Consider the following 19,718-nt stretch of genomic DNA (forward strand, 5'->3'; position numbering starts at 1 on the left):
AATATTGTTTAAAAATTTAAAATGATCCGCCTACTCAAAATATCGCAAGATGTTATAGCCATTTTCTTGTAGGAATTTCTCTTTTTGCATGAGTTTCACATCGCTTTGCATCATATCTTTGACAAGCGCGGCTAAGTCATAGCGCGGCTTCCAGCCTAGGGTTTTTTGCGCTTTTGTCGGATCACCTAGAAGCAAATCCACTTCAGTAGGGCGGAAATACCTAGAATCCACCACCACGACCTCCTTGCCTATAGGCAGCTTGTATTCGCCACGACACGCAGCCACTTTGCCAACCTCCTGCGCGCCCTCGCCCTCAAACGCCACCTCGATGCCAACCTCTTCAAACGCCAATCGCACAAAATCGCGCACCTCTGTCGTCACGCCAGTAGCGATGACAAAATCATCTGCTTTCTCTTGCTGCAAAATAAGATACATCGCCTCGATATAATCTTTGGCATGCCCCCAGTCGCGCTTGGCACTTAGATTCCCAAGATAGAGTTTATCTTGCAAGCCAAGCGCTATTTTGCTAACCCCTCGCGTGATTTTGCGCGTCACAAATGTCTCGCCGCGTATGGGGCTTTCGTGGTTAAACAAAATCCCATTGCTCGCAAAAATATTATACGCCTCGCGATAATTCACCGTAATCCAATACGCATAAAGCTTCGCGCACGCATAAGGCGAGCGCGGATAAAAGGGCGTTTTCTCATTTTGCGGCACAGCTTGCACGAGTCCATAAAGCTCGCTTGTGGAGGCTTGGTAGATTCTGGTTTTTTCTACCATATCTAATAGGCGCACAGCTTCTAGGATTCTAAGCGTGCCTATGCCATCGGCATTTGCGGTGTATTCTGGCGTCTCAAAGCTCACTTGCACATGGCTCATCGCGGCAAGATTATAAATCTCATCAGGCTGTGTGTCAGCGATAATGCGCGTAAGATTCATAGAATCTGTCAAATCGCCATAATGCAAGAAAAAGTTGCGATTATCGATGTGTGGGTCTTGGTAGAGATGATCGATTCTATCGGTGTTAAATAGCGAGCTTCTGCGCTTGATGCCATGCACTTCATAGCCCTTTTTTAGCAAAAATTCTGCCAAATACGCGCCATCTTGCCCGGTGATGCCTGTGATGAGTGCTTTTTTCATTGCTTTGCCTTTGTGTTGGTGTCGTGGTGTTGCGCGTTTGTGGTGCTTTCTCGATTAAGCGCAAACGCGATAAAAGCTGGTATTATAGCAAATATTCTAGGCATTCTAACCCAAATTTAAACGAACAAGGCTTATAATAACGCGCCTGGATAACTCGTGTTTCTTTTTTGTCGAGTCCGTTAATTTTAAGTATTTTAGGCACGGTAGTGGTTTTTGTGTGTCGGTATTTTCGCTTGCAGCCAGAGAATGGTGAGAATCTGCCGCCTAATAAAATCCTCCAAACCTTGTTTGTAGCTTATCCATTGGGCTGCACAATTTTAAGTAGCGGTTATCTGGGTAAATAGATTTTAAGGAATATGATGCATCAATCTCTATCATCGCAAAATGATTCTAAACAAGATCTGCAAAACGCATCGCAAAAAATTTCAAAAAACGCGTTGCAAAAAGTGTTGATTATCGGAAGTGGCGGGCGCGAGTATGCGCTGGGTGCAAATCTGCGTCGCGATAAGCGCGTGGGCGCGGTGTTTTTCGCCCCGGGAAACGCTGGCACAAAGGCGCTTGGCATCAATGTCGCCATTTCCAAAAATCAAGACATACTAGATTTTTGCGTGAAAGAGGCGATTGACTGGGTGATTATGGGTAGTGAGGCGCCGCTGGTGGATGGGCTAAGCGATTTTTTGCGCGCAAATGGTGTGAAGGTGTTTGGTCCTAGCAAAGATGCTGCGCGGCTTGAGGGCTCAAAGGCGTTTATGAAAGATTTTGTCGCAAGTGTGGGAATCCCCACAGCGCGCTATATTCAGACAGACGACAAAGACAAAGCAAAAGAATTCGCGCGCGCGCTTCCTCTGCCAGTAGTCGTGAAAGCTAGCGGGCTGTGCGCTGGCAAAGGCGTCATCATCGCGCAAAGCTATGAAGAAGCAGAATCTACTATAGAAAATATGCTTAGTGGTGAGAGCTTTGGTGAGGCTGGGAAATGCGTCGTGATAGAGGAGTTTTTGAGTGGATTTGAGCTCTCTGTCTTTGGGATCTGTGATGGCGAAAACTTCGTGCTTTTGCCCGCCTGCCAAGATCACAAGCAGCTTTATGATAATGACAAAGGACCAAACACCGGCGGTATGGGCGCATACACGCCAAGCCCGCTGTGCGATGAGACGCTAAAGCAAAAAATCGCTACGCGCATTTTTGCCCCCACGCTAAAGGGGATGAAAGAGAGGGGCACGCCCTTTAGCGGTGTGCTATTTGCGGGTATCATGGTGGTGGATGGTGAGCCGTTTTTGCTGGAGTTTAATGTGCGCTTTGGCGATCCAGAATGCGAGGTGCTGATGCCTTTGCTAAAAACTTCGCTTATAGATATTTGCGAGGCGGTGGATTCTGCTAGCATAGATCGCTTGAAAGTCGAGTTTAGCGATGATTATTGTGTAGGCGTGGTGCTTGCTAGTCATAATTATCCCTTTGGCGCATCGACACCTTATCCGCTTAGCATAGCGCCTTTTGATAAGAATCTAGGCGAAACTTTGGGCGCAGTGTATTTTGCTGGAGTGAGTGAAGATAAAAATGGAGCAATGCTAGCAAGTGGCGGGCGCGTAGCAGTAGCAGTAGGGCTAGGCAAAACGCTTCAAAAAGCCAAAGAAAATGCCTATAAAATCGCAGAATCTGTGCAGTTTGAAGGCAAAATATATCGCAAAGACATATCCAATAAGGCATTGTGATGAATGATGAAACTATACAAGATACGCTAGATAGGGAGAATCTATACATAGCGCCGCTTGATAGGCGGTTTTGGGCGTATGTGATAGATAGTGTGCTTATAAGTTTTTTGATATTTGTGATAAATTTTAACACCTTTGCCGCGCTTAGCACGCAAGGCATCGAAGAATCCACTAAGGCGCTACAAGAGATGCCGCTGCTTGCGCTTGAAGTGTATGTGCTAGGCTTTATTTATCAAGGGCTTTTTACCTTTCTTTATGGTGCGAGTCTGGGCAAAATGGCGCTAAAAATCCGCGTGATAAGCGTGGATTTGCTAGATTCTCCAAACGCGCTGTATAGCTTTTGGCGCGCGTTTTTGCGCGAGGTGTCGCAGGTGGTGTATTTTATACCTTTCTTTTTTGCGTTTGGCGATAGGTTTAAGCGCACGCTTTATGATAGAGCATCGCGCACCATTGTCATTTATCAGAATCGTTAATGGCGGTCAGCTGTGCTAGCGCGCCTTTTGCGCGACTTTTGATGGTAATGCTACTTTTTGCAGGCATTTGCTATGCAGATGCTGCTAGCCAAAAATCTAATAATCAAGCCGTTAACACAGAATCTACCGACAAAGAGAAAATAGATTCTGCCAAATCAAACTCCGCCAAAGCAAACTCCACCAAAACAGATTCTGCCAAATCAGATTCCGCCAAATCAGATTCTACTAGCGTCACCAAATACGACAAAGACAACCAAAAAGTCTTCGAGCTTCTAGCAGATAATGTCTATAGCGCGGATAATACCATCTATGCAGTAGGACATGCGATCCTTATAAATCATGACATCTACACGCTTGCAGATCTCATCCAATACGACATGGAAAAGCGCGAAGTGCAAGCAAGCGGCGATGTGCGGATATATCGCGATGAGAATCTGCTCGTGCGCACGCAAAGCACTTTTTTTAAGCTAGATGAGCATTATGGAGTCATTGAGCCTTTGTATTTGCAAGACACCAAAACAGGCATGTGGGTGAGCTCCAAAAGCGGCTTGTCAAACAATGGAATCTACTCATTCAAAAAAGCCACCATTTCAGGCTGTTCTATCCAAAAGCCCATATGGCGTATGGAGGCGACTTCTGGCTCGTATTCAGATGAGTCCAAAAATATCTCTATGTGGAATCCGCGCGTGTATATCGGCGATGTGCCGATTTTGTATTTTCCATATTTTAGAGTTTCTACAGATATGTCGCGCAAAAGCGGGCTGCTTATGCCAGATTTTGTCCAATCTGCCACAGATGGCTTTATTTATATGCAGCCTTATTATCTAGCGCCCAAAAGCAATTGGGATATGACCTTTACGCCACAGGTGCGCACCCAGCGCGGCGTGGGCGGGATGATAGAGTTTCGCGCACTAGATTCTAAGCTAGATCGCACCTACGCAGAGTTTGGATATTTTTATAATTTTAGAGAATATTCACAGCAATATAATGTCAAAAATAGGCGCGTTTTTGGCGGGAGATTGTATCATCTAAGCAACAAACCTTTGCAAAAATTTTTCAAACTAAAAAGCGATTTAGACAATGGATTTTATATCAATTTTGCTTATATGAATGACTTAGATTATTATCGCTTAAGGCAGGTGTATAGGAGAGTTTATGACAATTTTTATACTTCAAAAGCAAATGCCTTCATCCAGACAGACAAGCACTACTTTGGGCTAAATCTCAAATATTTTCTAAATCTCTCTGCTATCAACAACTCAACCACGCTCCAATCACTGCCAAATATGCAGTATCACAAATATATGGATTCTCTATTTTTCCGCCAGCTTTTATACTCTATCGACTATCAGTTTAGAAATACCACTAGAGATCTTGGCTATGGCTATGTGGAAAATAGCCTTAGAATCCCCATAGGCTTGCAGTTTTCACTGCTCAAAAAATACATCTCTCTAGGTGTGTGGAGTGAGTTTTATGCTGAAAATCTAGCTATCACGCAGACAAAAAATAGCTACATCCCAACTGCTGACAAAAATGGCAATATTTTTTCTGCAAATTATTCCATATCGCTAAATTCTGATCTCTCAAAAAGCCATGATAAATTTTTCCATTCTGTGCAGTTTGAAGCGCTTTTGAGCGGTCCTTATTTGTTTTATCACAATGGCTTGCTAAGTCAGGGCGTAGGCGATATTTCCGCGCAAGTGCGCCAAGCAAGCATCGCTTTGCGCGGTAGCAATCCAGCCTATTCAAGCGCAGCATATCTCAATAAATTCCCGATGTATGATAGCAATGGCGTGCTAAATTTTTATGATGATATTTGGGATCCCTCCGGCATAAGTGCGTATTCTATTATCAACCAAACGCTTGATTTAAAACTCACGCAATACTTCATCACAAACGCCGGGCGCAGCATCTTTGACTGGCGCATTTATCAGCGGCTAAATTTTGATGAGCTAAGCAACACCACGCTAAATGCCGACGCACAAGGCAGAATCGACCCAAGCGTGATAGCCAAACGCCCGCTAGAGAGTAAATTTAACTTCACACCAATAAATAATCTTTCCATCACCACAAGCTTTTTTTATTCATTTTATACGCGCAAGATGTCAGAACTCGCTATCACTGCGAGCTACAACCAAGGCGCGTTTCGCTCATCCGCGTCATATTATTACAAAGACAAGGAGGCGTATGACTTTTTGGCAAACACGCTTTTTAGGCAGACAGGCGCGCATTATCTAAGAGGGACGATGTCGCATGATTTTCGTGTATTTGCGTTTTCAGCTTCGGCTGGGTATGATATAGAAAAAAATACGCTGCTAGATTGGGATATCGGGCTATACAAAAATATCCGCTGTTTTGGCGTGGGGCTGAAGTTTGTCAATCGTCGCCTTCCGATTTTGACAAACAACACCGCAAATCCTTACTACATACAGCAGGATTATTATGTGCGACTGATATTAAATTTTGTGCCGCTAAATAGCGTGGGCTTTACGACTAGATTCTATAGATAAGCCAAATAGCTAGAATCTAGATTCTAGAATCTAGAATCCAAAACAGGCGCGCAAAGCATCACAAAAAACAAAAAGGGCGACAAATGCAAAAGGGCAATAAAAGCAAAAAGGGCGTAAATGCAAAGAGGCAATAAATGCAAAAGGTAGCAATATGCAAAAAGGTAATAAATGATAGAAACACCACAATTTGAAGACCGCGACGAAGCATTTCTAAAGCTCTATGATGAGTTGCTAAATCATCATATTGATAGCGAAAATAGCATCGTGCTATCTACTAGCTTTGATGGGCTATTTTTCGCACAAAAGCTAGCACAAAAGCTAGAATCTAGCCTTGATTTGCTTTTTTGTGCGCCTATTTTAGCGCCTATAAATAGCGAATGTGAGATCGCCACGGTTAGCGAAAATATGGATATTATCATGCATGAGCCACTCATCGATGCGTTTGGTATCTCGCTAGATTATGTGTATGGCGAGGCAAAGCGCGAGTATGAAGAAGTCATACTTCCTAGAATCTACAAATTCCGCAAAGGCGCGACGCTAAGCCCCATCAAGCAAAAATGCGTATTCCTAGTGGATCAAGGCGTAGAAACAGGCACCACCATGAGCCTAGCGATAAAAACCTGCATCCAAAAAAAGGCAAAAAGCATCTATGTATTGACGCCTGTCATCCCCACTGATATTGCCCAGATTCTAAGCGAGACAAGCGATGCGCTCATCGCTGTAAATAAGCTTGATTATTTTGTGGCGACAGAGCAGTATTATAAAAATCTGCCAAGCATAAGCGAGGAAGAAATCCTTGCGATAATGGATGAATACACCACCAAAACCAATCTCATTCCAAAGGAAAAAAATGCACTCCATTGATGTGACGCTAGAGAATCTAGAAGAAAATTATAAGCTAAACTATGTTGGCAAGCAGGCTTGCAGTAGTGTGTGGTATCAGACAGGCGGCAGCGTGATACTAGCAAGTGTCGCGATAGAAGAAGAGGCGGTGGAGGGCGATTTTTTGCCTCTAAGCGTGCAGTATATACAAAAATCCTATGCTATTAGAAAGATTCCGGGCGGATTTATCAAGCGCGAGGGCAAGCCTAGCGAGTTTGAGATTCTAACCTCTCGCATTATCGACCGCACACTGCGCCCGCTTTTCCCAGCAGGCTATTATTATCCCACACAAATCACTATCATGGTGCTAAGCTATGATGGCAAAAGCGATTTGCAAGTGTGCGCGCTACATACCGCGGCAAATGCGCTGCTGACTTCTGGGCTTAGCTTCATCCCGCCAGTAAGTAGCGTGCGTATAGGCAAAATAGGCGCTGATTTTATCATCAATCCAAACGCCAGCGAGCGCAAAGATTCTAGCCTAGATCTTTATGTATCTGGCAGCGGCGAAGATATACTTATGATAGAGATGAAAGGCAGTGATGAAGGGCTAGATGAGGATGAGCTTTGCAGGGCTATCGCACTAGCGCAAAAAGCGATAGCAAAAGATTGCGCGGCGTATGATAGCGCGCTTTTGCCACTCAAATCCGCGCCCAAAACACTCCCACTAAAAGATATGCAAACCCACCCAGAAATCTACCAATACATCGCGCAAAACCACGCACAAAGCGTGCAAGAAGCACTACTTGCAATGAGTAAAAGCGAGCGCAGCAGCGAGCTAGATAATATCGCCAAAACTATTGCTGAAACAAATCAGCAATGGGAAATCGCGCATATAAAAAGCATGCTAGATTTGTATAAAAAGCATCAATTGCGCGCGATGATTTTGAAAACGCACAAAAGAGCCGATGGCAGGGGCTTAGAGGATGTGCGCCCTATAAGTATCGAGACAAATGTGCTGCCTTGCGCGCATTCTAGCGCGCTTTTCACGCGCGGGCAGACGCAAGCGCTTGTGGTATGCACGCTAGGCGGGGATAATGACGCGCAGAGTCAAGATGATTTTGGCGGGAGTGTGAAAGAGCGCTTTATGTTTCATTACAATTTTCCGGGATTTTGCGTAGGTGAGGCTAGCATGATAAATGGCGTGGGAAGGCGCGAGCTAGGGCATGGGAATCTAGCTAGAAAAGCGCTAGAATCTAGTGTAAAAAACGCGCCACGCACCATACGCCTCGTGTCTGAAATCCTAGAATCCAATGGCTCAAGCTCCATGGCTAGCGTGTGTGGCGGCTCGCTTGCCTTGCGCGCTTGTGGTTTGGGCGATGAGCTGATAGCGGGCGTGGCGATGGGGCTCGTGATAGATGGCGATGAATACGCAATACTAACCGATATCATGGGGCTAGAAGACCATGATGGCGATATGGATTTCAAAGTAGCCGGCACGCGCCAATACATAACTGCTATGCAAATGGATATAAAACTAGGCGGCATAGATTCTGCTATTTTGAGAGACGCACTCTATCAAGCCAAACGCGCGCGCGGGCAGATACTTCGCATCATGGAAGACGCTGCCAAAAACATCATCCCAAATGAAAAATACCTCCCAAAAAGCGAGCGCTTCAGCATCCCAAGCCACAAAATCCCAGACATCATCGGGCAGGGTGGCAAAACGATACGCGAGATAATCGAGCGCTTTGGTGTAAGCATTGACATAGATAGAGAATCTAGCAGCTTGCAGATAAACGCGGATTCTAAAGAATCTTTGCAAGGCGCAAAAGATTTCATCCTAAATCTCATCGCCCCACAAGCGCCTTATGAAGCGGGCGAGATGTTTGAAGGCGTCATCAAAAAGGTGGCAGATTTTGGACTATTTATCCAGCTGCCGCGCGGTGGCGATGGGCTTTTGCATATTAGCAAGATTCCAAGCAGTAGCCAGCCTTTGCGCGATTTTTTCAAAGAGGGCGAGGTGCTAAGATGCGAGATTTTGGGGAATTTCAAAGGCAAAATAGAGCTTGCTTTAGCTTCTTTTTAGTTAGATTCTGACATAATCACAGCTTGTTTAGCCACGCTAGTAGGGGAATAATCCGAAAGGTGGCAGACTAATATTCTTCAAGGAGATCCCATGAAAGCATTACTTGTTTTGTGTTTTGGATTTGTGGCGTTTGCGTTTGCAGGCGAAAGCGTTTTTAGTGGCAGTGATTTATCACTTTTGTTGGCACTTTCTGTAGCTGGCGGTGTTGTAGGTCTTGGTATAGCAGCTCTTGGTGGTGCTATCGGTATGGGAAATGCAGCAGCAGCGACTATCGCAGGCACAGCCAGAAACCCGGGCATCGGCGGCAAGCTACTAGGGACTATGTTTATCGCTCTAGCGCTTATTGAAGCACAAGTTATCTATACACTTGTATTTGCGATCATTGCTATTTATGGGAATCCATTCCTTCCAGAATCAGAATTGATAGTAAATGCGTTCAAAGCGCTTCTAGGCTAATTTGGCTTTAAGCTGATTCTGCCCTGCATTGCGGGGCGGGCGCGCTGGTGGTGGAATTGGTAGACACACCATCTTGAGGGGGTGGCGGGGCGACCCGTGCGAGTTCAAATCTCGCTCAGCGCACCATTAAGCCGAAGTGGTGAAACTGGCAGACGCGCTAGACTCAAAATCTAGTAAGGGCAACCTTGTGTCGGTTCGAGTCCGACCTTCGGCACCATACTTCTTATACTTCTTTTTATACATTTTTATACGCAAAGTTTTTATATGAAGCTAGCATTTTTGGATATTTTAAAGGGCGTTGATAGCGCGCGTGGCTTGCAGGGTTTGGGAAAATCACAAAGCGCACGAAATACGCAGGATTTGCGTGGCTTGCAAAACACGCAAAATTTATTTGACTCGCAAAACTCGCAAGATTTGCGCGACTCGCAGAATATATACGACTTGCAAAATATACAATCTCCACAGAATATACGCGATTCGCAAAACACGCAAAATTTGCACGATGCCAAACGCCACCTAGCCAGCCCAAAGCATCTGCTTGGATTCTCGGGCGGGACGGATTCTGTCGCGCTTTTTTATGCGCTTGTGGAGCATGGCATAGCGTTTGACATAGCAATTGTAGATTATGGTTTGCGCGCGCAAAGCAAGGAGGAAGTCGCCTACGCGCATAAGCTCGCCGCCTCACATGATAAGCGCTGCTTTAGCATACAAGCCCCCGCGTTTAAAAGTAACTTCGAAGCCAATGCGCGCGCGTTTAGATACCGCTTTTTTGCCTCGCTTATAGCCACTATCGGCTATGATTCGCTGCTTTTGGCGCATCATTTTAATGATAGATTTGAGTGGTTTTTGCTACAGCTTAGCAAGGGCGCTGGCATTTCTAATCTGCTTGGTTTTGAGCCTATTTCATGGGTTTATCCGGACTCTTTTGGCGCGTTTGATGAGGTGGATTTGGCGGATTCTCTAGATTCTGTGACTTTAGATTCTGCGACTTTGGATTCTACAATTTTAGATTCTGGGACTTTCCAAAAATTAGATTCTGCCACTTTGCCAAAACAGCCAGCGCCAGAATCCACCGCGCAAAATAGCGCGCCTTTTCGCATCATCCGCCCCTTGTTTCAGACGCCAAAAGATGAGATTCTAGCATTTTGCAAGCAAAAGGGCGCGGTGTTTTTCGAGGATTCTACCAATGATGATGAGCGCTATGCGAGAAATTTTATGCGCAAACACTTCTCAAACAAATTTATCGAGCATTTTGGCAGCGGGCTTATGCGAAGCTTTGAGATTCTGGCACTCGAGAAGGCTACGCTTTATCAAGGGCGGATCGAGAATCTAGGTGCCCTCACGCTAATCATCGCGCCAAATGAGCTAAGCGCGCTATATCACATCGCGCGCGTGCTAAAAACGCAAGGCTATGTGCTTTCACAAAAACAGCGCGAAGAGATATGCAAATCAAATTTTTCTTGCGAGATAGGCGGCGGACGCGCAAATAATACTTCAGCGCGCCACGCCAGCACAAGCGCGCGAGTAGGATTTTTTATCGAGCGCATGGAGTTAGATAAAATTTATGCCAAGCGTAAAAATAGCGCCGATGACAAACATAATGCAGATGATGCAAACGCAAGCAGCGCAGTTTTAAATACAAGCAACGCGACCACAAACGCCAGCAATGCGCTAGATTCTGCTAGTTTTGGCGCAACTTCACTGCGAGACACCTTTGCGCTAATCATTGCCAAAAATACTTTATCACTAGAATCTAAAAAATTAGAATCCGCACTAGAATCTAAAAAACTAGAATCCAAAAAACAAGATTCTAGCGCATCGCAAAATTTGCCGGAATCTAGCACGCCACAAAACAGCGCAGAATCCACGCCACAAATCATCGCGCCACACACCGCCAAATCTAGCCAAACCAAAAGCCCAGCCAAACTCCAAAAATCCGCCAAAAACCTAGCGAGAATCTATAGCATCCCCCCGCGCATCCGCCCTGTTTGCATCGCAGAAGCAAATACAAAAGGCTTAGATATAGAAGCATTTTTTAATCTTTTGCATGCGCGCATTTGGGCGCTGTATCAGCAGCTCTAAGCGCGCTTTCGCTCACAACCGCCCGCATATAAAAATTTCTCCAAAACAATTTCTCCAAAACAATTTTGCCAAAAATCGCAAGCATTGCTTCAAACTCTTGGCTTATGTCCGATTTGCTTTGTATATTTTGCGAAGGAGAATACATGCAAAAACTAACAAAAACGCGTGCAAGCGGCGCAAACACGAAAAGCGCAAACACAGCAAAAATCAGCAAATCAAAAGCTAGCAAAATGCTTTGTGGTGCGATGCTTTGCGCGACATTTTGCGGCGCGCTTGTAGCAGAGGAGCTACCCGGAGTCAGCACGCAGATAAACGAAGGCTACGCCACGCAAGCCTCGCTAGATACGCAATACCAAGCGCCAAGCGAGGCTAGCATCATCGAAATCGAGGCAGTTGGCATAGGCGTCGCGCCCGATGGCTCATGCACGCCCGCGCAAGCTGTGGCACTCGCCAAGCGCGCAGCGATCATTGATGCATATCGCCAGCTGGGCGAGCAGATGTATGGCATCCACCTAAACTCAAACGACACCGTGCGCAATATGGTGCTAAAAGACTCAAGTGTGAAAACGCGGGTAAATGCGCTCATACGCGGCGCGCAAGTGCGTGAGAGTGCGTGCGAGCAGGGCATCTGCCAAGTGACAATGGAGCTAAAACTCGATGGCAGAGTGTGGTCAAAGGTGCTTGGGATATAGGTTTAGATTCTAGCTTTTTGGCTTAGTGGCTTGGATTTTTGATTTAGATTCTGGCGATTTGACAGACTCGCATTTGGCCGCGCTTTGAATCTAAAGCATCAGAATCTTTGATGCGCGGGATTTTCTAGGATTTTTTAAGATTTTAGATTCTGGCGATTTTATCGCGCGCTTAAATAGGCGCGATAGGCGATTTTGCAGACTTTTAGATTCTTGCTAGATTCTGCTCCGCTCCCTCTGCTTTGCGCCTAGCCAATCTCATTTCTAATCCATTTAAAAAGCGCGCTAGAATCCAAGCGATTTTGCAAAAATGCAGAATCTAGCCTACCCAAAATCGCACAAGGAGACCCAATGATACCCTCTACAGATTTTAGCAAAGACATAGCCTCTGGCGTCTGCGTCGTCGATGTGAGCGCGCCTTGGTGCCCAGACTGCCGCAAGATAGAGCCGATGATGAAAGCACTCGAGGAAGAGTATAAGCAGGTGAAATTTCTGCTGGTGGATTTTGATAGCAATGAGGAGCTGCGAAGCGACCTTGGCATCCGCAGAATCCCCACGCTGATATTTTACAAAGATGGCGTAGAGGTGGGCGAGCGACTCATCGAGCCTAGCAACAAGCTAGATATCGAAAACGCACTAAAAGCCACGCTATAGGCAAATGGGCGCTTGCAAAAGTGCTCAAAAAGCACCTAGAGTGCTTGCCTAAATACTAAAAGCTAAATACACCAGATGCCCGCACTTACGCGGGCTTATAGCCAAAAATCGCAAAGCCTAGAATCCATATTTTAAATTTTCAAAAAGCGTCATAAACTTACATATTTTCTGCGAATCCTAAAATCTCATTCCAAAATCCTTGCAATTTTCTACAAATCTTTGAACCCTTGCGATAAATCCCTCTCTATATCGTCCCATATCGCGAGTGCTAGAAACTAGCTTTTGATTGATGGCATTTGTTTGCTATGGTGGAGTATGATTGAAGCGCAAAAAGTAGCCAGAAGTTAGATTCTAGAATCTAAAACGAGTCAGAATCTAAAGCGGACAAAGATTTAAAATAATAAATCTAAAAGCAAGCAAGGCAAGCACCGTTTAAATAAGCCCGCTTTGTAAAACGAGCCACTAAAAAGCGACGCAAAAAGCAGCAAGAAAATAACAAAAAAGCAGCAAACAAACTAGCAAAAAAGTAGTAACAAAAAACAAGCAACCCACCAAAAGGCAGATATTGGATAGACGAAAAGCAGCGAGATTTTTGCTCATAGGTTATGCAGGGATTGCGCTATTTAGTGCGCTTTTGCTTATGCTGCCTATCATGCATCATGGCGAGCTAGACTTAATAGACGCGCTTTTTACTGCAAGCTCCGCGGTTAGCATGACAGGGCTTATCGTCAAAAACACGCCGCTAGATTTTAGTATCTGGGGGCAGATTCTCATACTTTTTTTGATACAAATCGGCGGGCTTGGTTATATGGTGATCGTGAGCCTTGTGTATATTATTTTTCGCATCAAGCTTGATTACAAAAGCAAAATGATCTTAAAAGAATCCATATCCCACCCCACCATAAAAGGTGTGATGCGCTTTGTGAAGCGCGTGGTGGTGTTTGTGCTGGTGTTTGAAGCGATAGGCGCGGTTGCGTTGAGTTTGCGATTTATGCTAGATATGCCCTTTTTGGAGGCGCTTTGGAGTGGGATTTTTCACTCGATTTCTGCGTTTAACAATGCTGGATTTAGCATCTTTGAAAATAGCCTTATCTCTTATCGCAAAGATTTGTTTGTAAATCTCATCATCTGCGCGCTCATCATCATCGGCGGGCTTGGGTATTTTGTGCTGCTAGAGTGCTATTTTTCCACAAAAAGCGCTTTTTCTACCTCTCTATCCACACCAAAATCGTGCTAATCACCACCATCACACTCATCGTGCTTGGCAGTGTTATGGTGTTTTTGTTTGAACATAGAGGCAGTATCAAAACTTTAAGCCTTTATGAGCAGATTCTAAGCGCGTTTTTCACCTCGGTAAATTTCCGCACAGCAGGCTTTAACACGCTAGATATAGGCGCGTTTAAAGATGGCACGCTGCTTTTTGGCTCTATTTTTATGGTGATTGGCGGTGCGCCCGGAGGCACGGCTGGCGGGATAAAAGTCACTACCATTGCGGTTTTGCTGGTGCATGCGTATTGTGTGTTGCGCGAGAAGCGCGATGTCATCGTGTTTAACAAAAAAATCCCAAAACGCACGCTTGATGATTCTTTTCTCATCATCATTGTTGCCGCATCTTATATCGCGATTTGCGTGACGCTTTTGTCGTTTATGGAGGAAGGCGGGGCGCATGGATTTATCGCGCTTGTGTTTGAGGTGTGCTCGGCGTTTGGGACGGTTGGCGTATCTATCGGCGATGGCGGCGCGCTTAGCCTATCTGGCAGCTTTGGTGCGGGCGGAAAAATGCTTATCATCTTGCTTATGCTTAGCGGGCGCGTGGGCGTGCTGGCGTTTTCTTTTGCGATATTTACCAAAGAAAAGCCGCAAAAATTCCAATATCCAGAAGGGAGAATAATGATATGAAAAAACGCGCAACTTATGGCGTGATAGGGCTTGGCAAGTTTGGATTCCATGTAGCAAAGGGGCTTATCGAGCAGGGGCAAAGCGTGATAATCGCTGATCAAGAAGAAGAAAAGGTGAAAGAATTTGCCTCGCTCATTAGCATGGCGTATATTTTGGATTCTACGGATAAAGACGCGCTTGAAGAAAGCGGCTTTGCTAGGATTGATTATGCTATCGTGTCTATCGGCGAGGATATAGAATCTAGCATTTTGACAGTCATGGCGCTAAAAGAGCTAGAGATAAAGCAAATCATCGCCAAAGCGATAACGCCTGTGCATGGCAAAATCCTAGCCAAACTTGGCGCAAACAAAATAATCTACCCCGAGCGAGAATCCGCTGCCAACCTCATCAAAGGCTTTTTATCACATCCTGATTTTGAGATAACAGACATCTCAAACACCATCTCCATAGCGCGCATAAAAATCAGCCAAAAATCATCCGGACAGCTCATCAGCGACATCGCCAAGCGCGCGAAAGCGATAGGCATCAAGCGCGTGGATAGCGGCTGGAATCTAGAGCCAAACAGCTAAGATATGCTGCATAAAGATGATGTGGTGATGATTATAGGCGAGAGTGCGGCGATTAGGGATTTTGATCTGTAGGCTTTTGCGCGCTAGAATCTGCCGCTAGATTCTGCTATAATGTCGCGCTGGTCTAGTGGCGGCTGCTTGTGCTTGCGCGATTTGCGCCAAAAGCACCAATTAAGAATACACTATTCAAAAATTGCCGACTTTGCAAATTTAATTTTGTCTATAATATTCACTTAACTATAGCAAGGTTTGTATGCCATGGCATTGCTTTGTGTCATTGCGATGTCATATCTATATTTCCATCAAAATCTTTTCCAAATAATTTAATAAAATGTTTTAATATATTAGATTTATACTTTTCTACATCTTTTAAGTTGCCCATAGCAATGCCACTCCATGCTAACTCGCTTTTTGATTCATGCTGACAACGCATAATTAGTATTATGGATTTTTTATAAATACTCATGGAATAAGTATTGTTTGTAGGAATAATTTGTGTTGTTGTAGTTGTCGTGCCTGGATTATAGGCATTGTTTGTAAATGCACCAGGAGTGTATGTCGTTGTAGTTTGGGTGTTATATGTTGTGTAATATCCCGTTTGACTATGCGAAAAAAATTTTGTAGAAAATGCAATATGACATCTTGCATTTTGCTTTAAATTAAATCCAGATACCATAAATCCATCATCTACCATTAATTCGCCAAGCAAAATTCCAAGCTTTTTATCTGATATGGTCGCGCTATCTGTCAAATGTATGCTAAATACATCTTGTTTGCTAAAAGTATTTTGTAGGTCAGATTCTATTTTGTAATATATATTTGCACATCCGCTAAATACACCACAGCACAATAATAACAAAAAACAGAGAAAACCTCTCAATTGGGCCACCTATATATTTAGTGCCAATACCTTATGACTCCAGCTCATATTCGATGGGTATTTTTAGCAATACGCGTTTGGGTGGCGTGGGAAATTTTTTGTGCGCTTCTTGGATGGTTTTTAGCGCTTGCTGGTTTAGGATGTCGCCGGTGTTTGAGTGATGTATTTTTAGGCGCTCGATGCTGCCATCCATATTTATGATAAACTCCACCGTCACCGTGCCTGTGAGCTCGCGGATTCTGGCGAGTCGCGGGTAGTGGTGCTTCTTTTTTATCGCCTCTTGGACTTTGCGATAAAACTCATCGCTTATGCCTTCATTGTATGCTAGCAGCTCTTGCGTGGAGCCTTGCGAGTCTTGGTTTGAAGCAGCATTGCTCTCTTCTTCAGTGGGCGCTTGTTTGGTAGTTTGCTCGACCACTTTTTCTACCACCTCTTCACTCGCTTCTTCTGGGTCATCGACGAGCTTTTCTTGCGTTGGGATGGGGTGCTTTGTTTTGTGTTTTTTCTCGTGTTTTTTATGCTTTTTCTTGGGCTTTGGCTTTTCTTGGACTGGCGTGGAGTAGGCTTTTTGGTTGGCGTTGGTATTGACACTTGCTAGGCTCATAGTGATGTTTGATGCGCCAACTTCTGCGATGCTCTCTTGCCTGCTAAAAATATCCAAAAACCACGCAGCCGCGGCAGCATGCACGATAAGCGAGCATAAAAAGCCCAAAAATAGGGGGTTTTCAATCCGATTGCGCAGCGATTGAAAAGTTTTCATGTCCCTTTTCCTTTATGATGCTTATGATTTTTACGAAGTTTTCAAACTTCGCATCCTTGTCGCTTTTGACCTCTATCATCGTAGATTCATCGGTGTTGAAAATCTTTTTGCGAAGCGCGTCTATGTCTTGTTCCACATCATCGACATAGATTTTGTTATCCGCGCTTATGAGGATGTTTAGCTTTTTGTCATCAAGCTTCTTATCGATATTATCGGCTTGTGGCAGGTTGATAGGGATTTTGCCCTGCGCGATAAATGTCGAAACACTTAGCACGATAGCCAGCAATACCAGCATAACATCGATAAATGGCACTATGTTTAAGCCATCGGCGCGCTTGATTTTCATGCCTAGCCTTTAGATTTTAGCGCTTTGTAGCGGTTGGTCAGCACTTCTGACCGGCGCAAAAGGGCGTTATACACCATAAGTGTTGGGATCGCCACGCATAGCCCAAGAGCGGTAGCTTTGAGCGCGATGGAGAGTCCCACCATTATCGCTTTGGCATCCATCCCGCCACTCATACCCATATCATAAAAAGTCACCATAATCCCGCACACCGTGCCAAGAAGCCCCACATAAGGGGCGTTGGAGTAGATGATATAAAGGGTGGTTAGGTTTTTGGTGAGTGATTCTTCTAGGTCATCAAGTGTCTGGAAAACCTCGACATTGACGCGCGTGTAGAAAAGGACGCGCTCCACGCTAAACCACAGCGCCAAAAAGCTCATAAGCCCAAGCACACCAAAAATAAAATAATCCATATGCTCGCGTAAAAATTCCATTTCCTGCCTTTGTGTTTGTATTGTCTGCTTTGCGTGGGGCGCGCGCGTGGGCGCGAAATCTTGGATTTTAGATTCCAGAATCTAGATTCTAGAATCTCGCTAGATTCTCATTTGGATTCTGCGCCAAATAGATTCTCTGATTAGATTCTCGCTTAAATACTGACTAAATCCCAAAAGCATTTGCCAGAATCCAAACCACGCAAATCCACAAAAATCTAAATTCTAAAATCTAGAATCTAAAAACCCAAGAATCCTCGAGAAACCCAAAATCTAAAATCCAAAAAACTCGCGCCAAAATCACAGCGCCCGCCCAAAGCAAAACTCAAAAATTCTCAATAATGTCAAAATTTGAGAATAGTTTTTATTCCGCTAAAAGTGAAGCGAATGTTAATACTTCTTATATAAAAGAAAGATAAAACTAAAAAACATTACAAAATAATCATGTATTTTTAGTATAATTACACCCACAAAACACCACATACACATCATCATAGCCTCGGGGATTTTATGTCAAAGCACCACAAACACAACGAAGCCTATGTCAAAGACCGGCTCAAAAACAACCTCCACGCCTTCATCAGCCACGAATCTTTTAGTGGCGTTTTGCTGTTTTTCTGCGTGGTGTTTGCGATGCTTATTGCAAATTCTAGATTCTATGAGCTATATTTTGAGTTTCAAGAGCTAGAAATCGGGCTTTTTTTGGGACCATATCATCAGGGCATGAGTGTCGTGCATTTTGTCAATGATGTGGCGATGAGCTTTTTCTTTTTGATGATTGGGCTAGAGATGAAGCGCGAGATTTTGTATGGCGAGCTGGCAGGGTTTAAAAAGATCGTTTTGCCGATGCTTGCCGCGCTTGGCGGTATCATCGTGCCTATTGGAATCTATCTGTTTTTCAACCACGACACGCCCTCCGCCGCTGGCTTTGGCGTGGCGATGAGCACGGATACTGCGTTTGCGCTGGGGGCGATATTGTTCCTTGGCAAGCGCGTGCCTTTGAGCCTTAAGGTGTTTTTGGTGACGCTTGCGGTGGTGGATGATTTGGGCGCGATTTTTGTCATCGTCGTGTTTTACACGACAAACCTAAACACCGGCTGGCTTTTGGTCGCACTCGCCATCATCGCCGCACTCATCTACATAAACCAAAAAGACACTTACAACACCTCTAGCTACCTGCTGCTAGGCGTGCTGCTTTGGATAGCGGTGTTTAATAGCGGCGTGCATGCGACTATCGCGGCGGTCATTTTGGCGTTTTGCATCCCGGGGCGCTCAAATGTCTCTGATAAATGCCTCATACGCCTGAAACAAGAGCTAGAAAACATCCGCACACTCGTGCAAAGTGGAAGCGATTTTTTCGAGACAAATATCCATAGCACGCGCTTTAGCATTAGGCGCATTATGGCGAGTTTGAAGCGATTTTTTGCTGATGATGAGCATCATGATTTGCATAAAAAGTTTAATATCGAAGAGCAAAGCAAGCGCGTGCAGATTCTAGAGGCAGTGTCGCGCTACTCACAGCACGCGCAGAATCCGCTTTTGCGCTTGCAGGCGGTTTTGCACCCGCTATGCTCGTATTTTATCGTGCCATTTTTTGCTTTTGTCAATGCGGGCGTGCGGATAGATTCTAGCATAGATTTTGATTTGGATGCGATTTTGATAGGCACGGTTTTGGGCTTGGTGGTGGGTAAGCCGCTGGGGATTTTTGTGTTTTCATACATCGGCATCAAGCTTCGCATCGCCACAAAGCCAAAAGATCTCTCCTATGGACATATTTTTGCCACTGGTTGCTTGGCTGGCATCGGCTTTACGATGTCGATTTTCGTGGCAAACTTGGCATATGACAATCAAGCAGCGATAGTGCTTTCTAAAATCTCGATTCTCTATGCTTCTTTGCTAGCGCTTATTTTTGGAATCTGCTTTTTGTATCTTTCTACAAGACCGGATAAAATCGAAGCGCAACCCACGCCAGAGATGCCAAAACTGCCAAATGCCTCTGTGGATTCTGGCATGGTTAATAGCGCTGACGCATCCAGTGCTGCCGCCGGCATTTCTAGCGCCACTAGTGCCTCTAACGCACCCGAAGTTTTTGGCGCGTCCAATGCGCCAAGCGCGCAGCAAGCGTCACTAGACTCTAGAGATTCTAGCGCGCAAAAAGCGCAATAGCGCTTAGAATCTAAACAGCTTATTAAAGTTTCGCAATATTTTTGGCAAT

General features: G+C 44.9%; 16 protein-coding genes, 2 tRNA genes and 1 pseudogene. 14 read left to right on the top strand and 5 right to left on the bottom strand.

Going from position 1 to position 19,718, the window contains the following annotated elements; genetic code table 11:
- Nucleotides 1-30: 30 nt before the first annotated feature.
- Nucleotides 31-1,140, bottom strand: coding sequence for a GDP-mannose 4,6-dehydratase (gmd, locus tag BKN38_RS03420; RefSeq protein WP_066458149.1), 1,110 nt, complete (start codon nt 1,138-1,140; stop codon nt 31-33).
- Between the two features lie 359 nt (nt 1,141-1,499).
- Between gmd and purD the strand changes: the two genes are divergently transcribed.
- From purD to BKN38_RS03490, 13 genes and pseudogenes are all read left to right on the top strand, one after another.
- Entirely contained in the window at nt 1,500-2,849 is a 1,350-nt protein-coding gene (purD, locus tag BKN38_RS03425) for a phosphoribosylamine--glycine ligase (protein ID WP_082942680.1), read from the top strand.
- On the top strand, nt 2,849-3,322 hold the full coding sequence (locus BKN38_RS03430; RefSeq protein WP_066458145.1) for an RDD family protein: 474 nt from the start codon (nt 2,849-2,851) through the stop codon (nt 3,320-3,322). The genes purD and BKN38_RS03430 overlap by 1 nt, the downstream gene beginning before the upstream one ends.
- A 47-nt stretch (nt 3,323-3,369) precedes the next feature.
- Nucleotides 3,370-5,832 carry an LPS-assembly protein LptD gene (locus tag BKN38_RS03435; RefSeq protein WP_158655939.1) on the top strand — a complete coding sequence of 821 codons (2,463 nt, stop codon included), beginning with the start codon at nt 3,370-3,372 and terminating at the stop codon, nt 5,830-5,832.
- Between the two features lie 168 nt (nt 5,833-6,000).
- Nucleotides 6,001-6,696 (top strand): phosphoribosyltransferase, encoded by a 696-nt coding sequence (locus tag BKN38_RS03440; RefSeq protein WP_066458143.1) that lies wholly within the window; start codon nt 6,001-6,003, stop codon nt 6,694-6,696.
- Complete coding sequence (locus BKN38_RS03445; protein ID WP_066458140.1) at nt 6,683-8,740, top strand: polyribonucleotide nucleotidyltransferase; 2,058 nt, start codon at nt 6,683-6,685, stop codon at nt 8,738-8,740. The genes BKN38_RS03440 and BKN38_RS03445 overlap by 14 nt, the downstream gene beginning before the upstream one ends.
- Nucleotides 8,741-8,830: 90 nt before the next feature.
- Nucleotides 8,831-9,196: a F0F1 ATP synthase subunit C gene (locus BKN38_RS03450; RefSeq protein WP_066458138.1), complete on the top strand. Its 366-nt coding sequence runs from the start codon at nt 8,831-8,833 to the stop codon at nt 9,194-9,196.
- 41 nt (nt 9,197-9,237) lie between these two features.
- Nucleotides 9,238-9,322 (top strand) — tRNA-Leu (locus BKN38_RS03455).
- Between the two features lie 4 nt (nt 9,323-9,326).
- A tRNA-Leu gene (locus BKN38_RS03460) sits at nt 9,327-9,413 on the top strand.
- A 47-nt stretch (nt 9,414-9,460) separates the two neighbouring features.
- Nucleotides 9,461-11,278, top strand: coding sequence for a tRNA lysidine(34) synthetase (locus BKN38_RS03465; RefSeq protein ID WP_070957688.1), 1,818 nt, complete (start codon nt 9,461-9,463; stop codon nt 11,276-11,278).
- Nucleotides 11,279-11,421: 143 nt separating this feature from the next.
- A complete protein-coding gene (locus tag BKN38_RS12245; RefSeq protein WP_066458128.1) occupies nt 11,422-11,970 on the top strand; it encodes an LPP20 family lipoprotein in 549 nt (182 codons plus the stop codon).
- Between the two features lie 348 nt (nt 11,971-12,318).
- Entirely contained in the window at nt 12,319-12,621 is a 303-nt protein-coding gene (locus BKN38_RS03480) for a thioredoxin family protein (RefSeq protein ID WP_066458126.1), read from the top strand.
- Nucleotides 12,622-13,261: 640 nt separating this feature from the next.
- Nucleotides 13,262-14,520: pseudogene (locus tag BKN38_RS03485) on the top strand (TrkH family potassium uptake protein).
- Complete coding sequence (locus BKN38_RS03490) at nt 14,517-15,089, top strand: TrkA family potassium uptake protein (RefSeq protein WP_082942678.1); 573 nt, start codon at nt 14,517-14,519, stop codon at nt 15,087-15,089. Before BKN38_RS03485 ends, BKN38_RS03490 begins: the two are co-directional and overlap by 4 nt.
- Before the next feature lie 274 nt (nt 15,090-15,363).
- On the opposite strand, the gene BKN38_RS03495 is transcribed toward BKN38_RS03490, so the two are convergent.
- The 4 genes from BKN38_RS03495 to exbB are packed head-to-tail and all read right to left on the bottom strand — an operon-like array spanning nt 15,364 to nt 17,506.
- Nucleotides 15,364-15,969 carry a hypothetical protein gene (locus tag BKN38_RS03495; protein WP_143000195.1) on the bottom strand — a complete coding sequence of 202 codons (606 nt, stop codon included), beginning with the start codon at nt 15,967-15,969 and terminating at the stop codon, nt 15,364-15,366.
- Nucleotides 15,970-16,000: 31 nt separating this feature from the next.
- Nucleotides 16,001-16,729: an energy transducer TonB gene (locus BKN38_RS03500; RefSeq protein ID WP_066457542.1), complete on the bottom strand. Its 729-nt coding sequence runs from the start codon at nt 16,727-16,729 to the stop codon at nt 16,001-16,003.
- Nucleotides 16,695-17,075 carry a TonB system transport protein ExbD gene (exbD, locus tag BKN38_RS03505; RefSeq protein ID WP_066457539.1) on the bottom strand — a complete coding sequence of 127 codons (381 nt, stop codon included), beginning with the start codon at nt 17,073-17,075 and terminating at the stop codon, nt 16,695-16,697. Before exbD ends, BKN38_RS03500 begins: the two co-directional genes overlap by 35 nt.
- A gap of 2 nt (nt 17,076-17,077) precedes the next feature.
- Nucleotides 17,078-17,506 carry a TonB-system energizer ExbB gene (exbB, locus tag BKN38_RS03510; protein ID WP_066457534.1) on the bottom strand — a complete coding sequence of 143 codons (429 nt, stop codon included), beginning with the start codon at nt 17,504-17,506 and terminating at the stop codon, nt 17,078-17,080.
- Between the two features lie 507 nt (nt 17,507-18,013).
- Between exbB and nhaA the strand changes: the two genes are divergently transcribed.
- On the top strand, nt 18,014-19,669 hold the full coding sequence (nhaA, locus tag BKN38_RS03515) for a Na+/H+ antiporter NhaA (RefSeq protein WP_066457531.1): 1,656 nt from the start codon (nt 18,014-18,016) through the stop codon (nt 19,667-19,669).
- Nucleotides 19,670-19,718: the final 49 nt, after the last annotated feature.

Origin of the sequence: Helicobacter sp. CLO-3 (genome assembly GCF_001854545.1) — a bacterium.
Lineage (GTDB): Bacteria > Campylobacterota > Campylobacteria > Campylobacterales > Helicobacteraceae > Helicobacter_B.